Source organism: Deltaproteobacteria bacterium, from assembly GCA_019308995.1.
Classification (GTDB): Bacteria; Desulfobacterota; Desulfarculia; order Adiutricales; family JAFDHD01; genus JAFDHD01.
Window position 1 is genome coordinate 65,394 of sequence record JAFDHD010000008.1, and the last position, 6,541, is coordinate 71,934.

Below are 6,541 nucleotides of genomic sequence, written 5' to 3' on the forward strand. Positions count from 1 at the left end.
ATCAAGTTCGATTCAAAGGGACTTAAGAACGCTTTCTTAAGGCCTTTCAGGTTGCATAGAGCCCATATTCCTGTAAAGTCTCCCACATGGCCACGATATTTTCCGGCGGAACGTTAGGCTGTATGTTATGAACGGCTGCAAAGACAAAGCCCCCGCCTGGCGCCAGGTCATCAATGCGCCGCTTCACATCGTCACGAACCTGCTCGGGTGTTCCATTGCCCAGGATGTGTTGAGTATCTACGCCGCCGCCCCAGAAGGTAATTTCTTTCCCAAACTCCTTTTTGAGTTCTTTTGAGTCCATGCCGGCTGCGCTTACCTGTATGGGATTGAGTATATCAACGCCAATTTCTATTAGATCCGAAATGACAGGGCGGATGGCGCCGCAGGAATGAAAAAATATCCTGGCTGGAGTGTGCTGATGGATGAAATCAAAAAGTTTTTTATGACGCGGCTTGGCAATTTTACGATACATGCTCGGGGAAATGAGCATACGGAACTGTCCGGCAAAGTCATCTGCTTCCTGCACCACATCCACATGCTCTCCCACCTCGACCAGCGCCTTTTCCCAGTAAGCCATCTTAAGTTCCACGACCTTGTCCATCAGGTAACATAACAGGGTCGGATTCAAGGCAAAATCAGAAAAATAGCCTTCAAACCCACGCATCCAGGCCGCAATCTCCATAACTCCAGCACAAAGCCCGCCTAAAATAACTGCCTTTTCTTCCACCTTAACACCGCGGCGCGCCCGCTCGCCCAAGCCTTTAAAACGCGCGGGCTCTGTAGGATCGGGCCAGGGGAAATTATCAATATCATTTGTGTCCCGGGCGTCTCGAAGGGGGTGCTTAAACATATCATAATAATAACCGCCGTCTTTTGGCTTTTTCCAGCCTATACCCCACTCATCAAAGAAATAAGTATACTCTCCCATATCTTTAATCTCGATCTCAAAGGTGGCTGAGGATCGCGGGGCGGCGTTGCGAACGTCAACCTTGAAGCGTGCATCCACGTCTTTATCAACCATAGCAATCTGCTGCATAATATCTAAAACAGCGATATCGTCTTTCCCTGGCAGGCGGAGGTGCTCTCTGAGTTTTTCGTAGGCATGAATATGAATACCGGTCACCACAGTGGCCCCCAAATCAAATGGTATGCGATCCGGTTCTTGATGATTAAGGGCCATTCTTACCCTCTGGCGTGAATTCATAGTTTACCTTCTTCATTGTTTCAGCCAGCTGTTGTAATTAAGTTAGTCACGTTCCTTAATTATTCACTGAAACCGTTAAGGTTTTATTTCGGGCTCAGCCGTGTCTATAATATAAGAAGTAGCTGCTGTCGCCTGTTTTTTTGATTTTACCTAATTAAAGGCGGTCTTGCCAAACATAAATCTCATTCCCCTCGAAAAAAATTCATTGATGTACAGGGGAAAAACAATATGGCTCTCACGGATCATCTGTTCTGTTATCCAGAAGCTTCATAAGACTTTAAGTTTCTTAAGAAGAACTCCTATGCTATTATCAATAACCGTCTGATGAGAAAAACATTCAGGGCGTTTCGAGAGTGGAATTATTTTATCTTTATGTATTTCACCTTGTCTGCCAGGTGCAGGCAGTTTAAAAAATTATTTTAAGGAGGGGCATAATGAAATGGATAACACGATCCCATGTTCATGTAGATCGAGTGGCATGTCCTTGGCTCATTAAACGCTTCGTAGATTCTGAAGCGAAATTTCTGTTCGTTCCAACGAGTCGAATCCAGGATGTGGCCGAGCAGGAAGGCGCCATACCTTTTGACGCGCCGGATGTCGAACTTACCCATCATGATGGTGGTTGCTCGTTTGACGCCATTATCAAAAAGTACAACCTCAGGGATAAAGCGTTGTTGGTCCTGGGTGAAATAGTCAATGCCGCGGATACGAACAGGATGGATACTGTTCCTGTGGCCGCGGGCCTGGAAGCCATTGCTGTGGGTTACAGCCTCCGTTTTCCGAACGATGCGGAAAATCTAGAACATCAGTTTGAGGTCTATGACGCGCTTTATGCCTGGTGCCGTCTCAAGGTCGCCTTCGAAGCGAGGTAGCAAGCGGATATGATCATTTAATTATGGATCGCCTTAAACGCATTTCAAACTTCCTCGGTCTTAAAAGAAGTACGGTCGGCATGCTGGGCATGGTTATCCTGGTCGGCATGGGCGAACGGATGGCCGAACGGTTTTTACCGATTTATCTCATGGCCCTTGGCGGCGGTGCTTTATCAATCGGGTTCCTGAACGGTCTTGATAATCTTCTCTCGGCCCTGTATTCCTTCCCCGGGGGTTATCTTTCCGACCGGTTGGGCACCAAACGCGCCCTGCTTGTTTTTAATCTCATGGCCATGCTTGGATTTCTGGTGGTCATTCTGATCCCGGCCTGGCAGGCGGTCCTGGTGGGGGCTGTCTTTTTCCTGTCATGGACCGCGATCTCCCTGCCAGCGACCATGGACATTGTGGCCAAGGTGCTCCCCATGAACAAGCGTACCATGGGGGTTTCAATGCATTCCCTTGTAAGGCGTATCCCCATGGGGCTTGGACCGATTTTAGGCGGCCTCTGCATCGGTGTCTGGGGAGAACGGAATGGAGTGCGGCTGGCCTTTGTAGCCGCCTTTATACTTGCCTTTGTGGCAGCAGTATTACAGCAGCTGCTCATTGAAGAGCAAAGTCCGAAAAAAGCAAGCAGCGAACAAGCAACAGCACCGGAAAAGAATCCGCTGCGGCTGTTCCGTCTGATGAGTCCATCGCTCAAACGGTTGCTGGTTTCCGATATTCTGATCCGATTTTGTGAACAGATTCCCTATGCCTTTGTTGTGGTATGGAGCATGAAGACGATTGCAGCCCCGGTTACAGCTCTTAAGTTTGGTATCTTAACGAGCATTGAAATGGCCACCGCCATGCTCATCTACATTCCGGTGGCTTATCTTGCTGATCGAAGCGCCAAGAAGCCATTCGTGATCATAACATTTGTTTTTTTCACCTTGTTTCCTCTTTTTCTTCTATTCTGCCAGTCTTTCACCTGGCTGGTGCTGGCCTTCATCCTGAGGGGACTCAAGGAGTTTGGAGAACCAACCCGCAAGGCGCTGATTATGGACCTGGCGCCGGAAGACCGCAAGGCATCCATGTTCGGCCTTTACTACCTCTTGCGCGACGTGATCGTCTCTGTGGCAGCCTTTGGCGGGGCTTTCCTCTGGATGATAGCTCCAGGCGTCAACTTCCTGGTGGCATTTTCCTGCGGTCTTTTGGGGACCATGGCCTTTGCGCTCTGGGGGAGCGACCTCTCAAAGGATCGCTTGACATAAAGGAGAATGACTACCATGCCTTTCAGTCCTTTGATCCGGGCAGTAATCATCACCTTCAGCCTGTTCTTTATCCTGGCCTGCGGTGAAAAGTCAGATCACGAGGCCTCGTCATCAGCCGCGCCCAAGACCCAGCCTCAGAAATATCCGCCCGCCTATGGTGACGCCATCGTTACCGGTTCCATTGGCGACGCCTCGAATCTCCTGCCAGTCCTGGCATCGGACTCAGCCTCCGGTGATATCAACGGGCTTATTTACGACGGCCTGCTCAAAACAGATAAAAACTTGAATCTCATCGGCAACATGGCGGAATCCTGGGAGATCTCTGAGGACGGCCTCACAATTACCTTCCGCCTCCGCAAGGGGGTCAAATGGCATGACGGCCATGCCTTCACCTCCAAAGACGTCATGTTCACTTATCAGCTCATGATTGACCCAAAGACCCCCACCGCCTATGGAGAAGATTATAAACAGGTCAAAAAAGCTGAGACTCCTGACGATTACACTTTTCGGGTGACCTATGAGCGACCCTATGCGCCGGCACTGATTTCATGGTCCTTTCCCATCATGCCGGCACACCTTCTGCAAGGCCGGGACATCACTAAAAGCCCTCTGACTAGGAAACCAATAGGCACCGGGCCTTACATCTTTAAAGAGTGGCAGACCGGCCAGAAAATCATCCTGGAAGCCAGCCCGGACTACTTCGAGGGCCGACCTTACATCTTTCGCTATGTTTACCGGATCATCCCTGATACAGCCACCATGTTTCTGGAACTGAAAAGCGGCGGACTGGATCGAATGGACCTCACACCCATCCAGTATAAACGTCAGACCAATACGCCGAAATTTGAAAAAGATTTTAAAAAGTACCAGTACCTGTCCTTTGGTTACACATACCTCGGATTCAACCTGCTTGACCCCAAATTCCAGGATAAACGAGTCCGCCAAGCCATTGGATATGCCATTGACAAAAACGAAATCATTGATGGCGTGCTTCTGGGTCTGGGTCAACCGGCCAATGGCCCTTACAAGCCTGGTACCTGGGTTTATAATGAGAAGGTCACACCGTATCCCTTTGACCCGGAAAAAGCGAAAATGCTTCTAGCCGCCGCCGGATGGGCAGATACCGACCATGACGGCCTCCTGGATAAAGACGGCCAGCCTTTTAAATTCACCATTACTACAAACCAAGGCAATAAACAGCGGGAGATGACGGCCCTGATCATCCAGCAGAGGCTGAAAGACGTGGGTATTGGCGTCAAGGTCCGCATCATTGAATGGGCCGCCTTTCTGAAAGAGTTTATTGATAAAAAGAAGTTCGAGGCCGTGATCCTGGGCTGGACCATCCCCATAAACCCGGACCTGTTTGATGTCTGGCACTCCTCCAAAACCAAGCCCGGAGAACTCAACTTTGTCTCATACCAAAACAGGGAGGTGGACCGGCTCATTGACCAAGGCCGCTTTACTTTTGATCGGGAAGTGATGAAAAAGTCATACGACCGCATTCAGGAGATATTGAAGGAAGACGCGCCTTACATCTTCCTTTACGTGGCCAAGGCCCTGCCGGTTGTGGCAGCCAGATTTCATGGTATCAAACCCGCGCCGGCTGGAATCGAGTACAACTTTATCAAATGGTACGTGCCCAAGCATTTGCAGAAGTATAAGTTAGAGCCATAGAATGCTGCTTTATCTGGCCAAACGCATCCTCTTCATGATCCCGCTCCTGATCGGGATCACGGTCATCTCTTTCATTGTCATTCATCTGGCGCCAGGTAAACCCACGGACATGGCAACCATGATGACCCCCAAGGCCAGCCTGGAGGCAAAAAAACGTCTGGAACAGCTCTACGGTCTGGATAAACCCCTGCATGTTCAGTACTGGAACTGGTTCAAACGGCTGGCGGTCCTTGACTTCGGCCGGTCATTCGCCTCGGACCGGGAGCCGGTCATCAACAAGATCGCGCGGCGTTTACCGATTACGATTCTGATTAACATTCTGTCCATGGTCCTCATCTTTGTGGTGGCCATCCCCATTGGCATCCTTTCGGCCACCCACCGGAATAGTCTTTTTGACAAGGCCACGACTGTTTTTGTCTTCATTGGCTTTGCCACGCCCACTTTCTGGCTGGCCCTGCTGCTGATGATCCTGTTTGGAGTGACTCTTGGCTGGCTGCCCATCTCCGGGCTTAAATCACTGGAATACGAGCAGTTTTCTTTATGGGGTCAGGTCTGGGACCGGACGTCCCACCTGATCATGCCGGTCCTGCTCTCTGCCTTTGGCGGACTGGCCGGCATGAGTCGCTACATGCGCTCAAACATGCTCGAGGTAGTCCGCCAGGACTACATAACCACGGCCCGGGCCAAAGGTCTTCCTGAAAGAACGGTCATCTACAAGCATGCGCTGCGCAACGCCCTTATGCCGGTTATCACCATCCTGGGCCTCTCAGTGCCCGGCCTGATTGGCGGGAGCGTCATCTTCGAATCCATCTTCGCCATCCCGGGCATGGGCCAGCTCTTTTACGCGGCGGTCATGAGCCGGGATTATCCCGTGGTCATGGGCGGCCTGGTTATCGGCGCCATCCTGACCCTGGCAGGCAATCTCCTGGCCGACCTGGGTTACGCCTTAGCTGACCCCCGCGTTCGAGAAGGAGGGTTATGAAATCCGGTACCCTTACCCAGGACTTTTTGAACCGGTTTATGTTAAACAAGCTGGCCCTGCTGGGCGCCGCTCTGGTGTTGGCCCTCTTTGTCATCTCCTTTCTAGCGCCCTGGATCGCACCACACAATCCGGATCATATTGACGTTAAAGCCATCCTCATCGGTCCTTCCCAGGACCATCCCTTTGGCACCGATCATCTCGGGCGCGACGTCTTCTCACGGATGATCTGGGGCTCACGCATCTCGCTCAAGGTCGGGTTCGTGGCTGTGGGCATCGCCACCCTCATCGGCGTCGTGCTCGGAGCCCTGGCCGGTTATTACGGCGGCCCGGCCGATTCAGTCATCATGCGCTTTGTGGACCTGATGCTTTGCTTTCCAGCCTTCTTTCTCATCCTGGCGGTAATCGCTATCCTGGAACCCTCCATCTGGAACATCATGATTGTCATCGGCGTTACCGGCTGGATGGGCGTAGCCCGGCTGGTGCGCGCCGAGTTCCTGACGCTCAAAACCCGTGAATTCGTCCAGGCGGCCAAGGTCCTGGGGGCCAGTGATCTCCGGAT

General features: G+C 51.4%; 6 protein-coding genes. 5 read left to right on the forward strand and 1 reads right to left on the reverse strand.

All coding sequences use genetic code 11. The features are described from left to right. Positions 1 to 46: 46 nt before the first annotated feature. Positions 47 to 850: a hypothetical protein gene (locus tag JRI95_03100; GenBank protein MBW2060533.1), complete on the reverse strand. Its 804-nt coding sequence runs from the start codon at positions 848 to 850 to the stop codon at positions 47 to 49. Positions 851 to 1,638: 788 nt separating this feature from the next. Between JRI95_03100 and JRI95_03105 the strand changes: the two genes are divergently transcribed. The 5 genes from JRI95_03105 to JRI95_03125 form a co-directional block, all read left to right on the forward strand. Further along, positions 1,639 to 2,076 (forward strand): chromate resistance protein, encoded by a 438-nt coding sequence (locus tag JRI95_03105; GenBank protein ID MBW2060534.1) that lies wholly within the window; start codon positions 1,639 to 1,641, stop codon positions 2,074 to 2,076. A 23-nt stretch (positions 2,077 to 2,099) separates the two neighbouring features. Further along, the gene (locus JRI95_03110; protein ID MBW2060535.1) at positions 2,100 to 3,326 is read left to right on the forward strand and encodes an MFS transporter; all 1,227 of its coding nucleotides are present in this window, start codon (positions 2,100 to 2,102) and stop codon (positions 3,324 to 3,326) included. Between the two features lie 15 nt (positions 3,327 to 3,341). Beyond that, positions 3,342 to 5,000, forward strand: coding sequence for a peptide-binding protein (locus JRI95_03115; protein MBW2060536.1), 1,659 nt, complete (start codon positions 3,342 to 3,344; stop codon positions 4,998 to 5,000). A gap of 1 nt (position 5,001) precedes the next feature. Beyond that, positions 5,002 to 5,982, forward strand: a complete 981-nt coding sequence (locus tag JRI95_03120; protein ID MBW2060537.1) for an ABC transporter permease — start codon at positions 5,002 to 5,004, stop codon at positions 5,980 to 5,982. After that, positions 5,979 to 6,541: ABC transporter permease (locus JRI95_03125; protein ID MBW2060538.1), on the forward strand; the 563-nt coding region annotated here is incomplete at its 3' end. The genes JRI95_03120 and JRI95_03125, both read left to right, overlap by 4 nt.

Bases quoted from the DNA above. Each gene is read 5' to 3' on its own strand.
- JRI95_03100 (MBW2060533.1), bottom strand. From the start codon at position 850: ATGTTTAAGCACCCCCTTCGAGACGCCCGGGACACAAATGATATTGAT.
- JRI95_03105 (MBW2060534.1), top strand. From the start codon at position 1,639: ATGAAATGGATAACACGATCCCATGTTCATGTAGATCGAGTGGCATGT.
- JRI95_03110 (MBW2060535.1), top strand. From the start codon at position 2,100: ATGGATCGCCTTAAACGCATTTCAAACTTCCTCGGTCTTAAAAGAAGT.
- JRI95_03115 (MBW2060536.1), top strand. From the start codon at position 3,342: ATGCCTTTCAGTCCTTTGATCCGGGCAGTAATCATCACCTTCAGCCTG.
- JRI95_03120 (MBW2060537.1), top strand. From the start codon at position 5,002: ATGCTGCTTTATCTGGCCAAACGCATCCTCTTCATGATCCCGCTCCTG.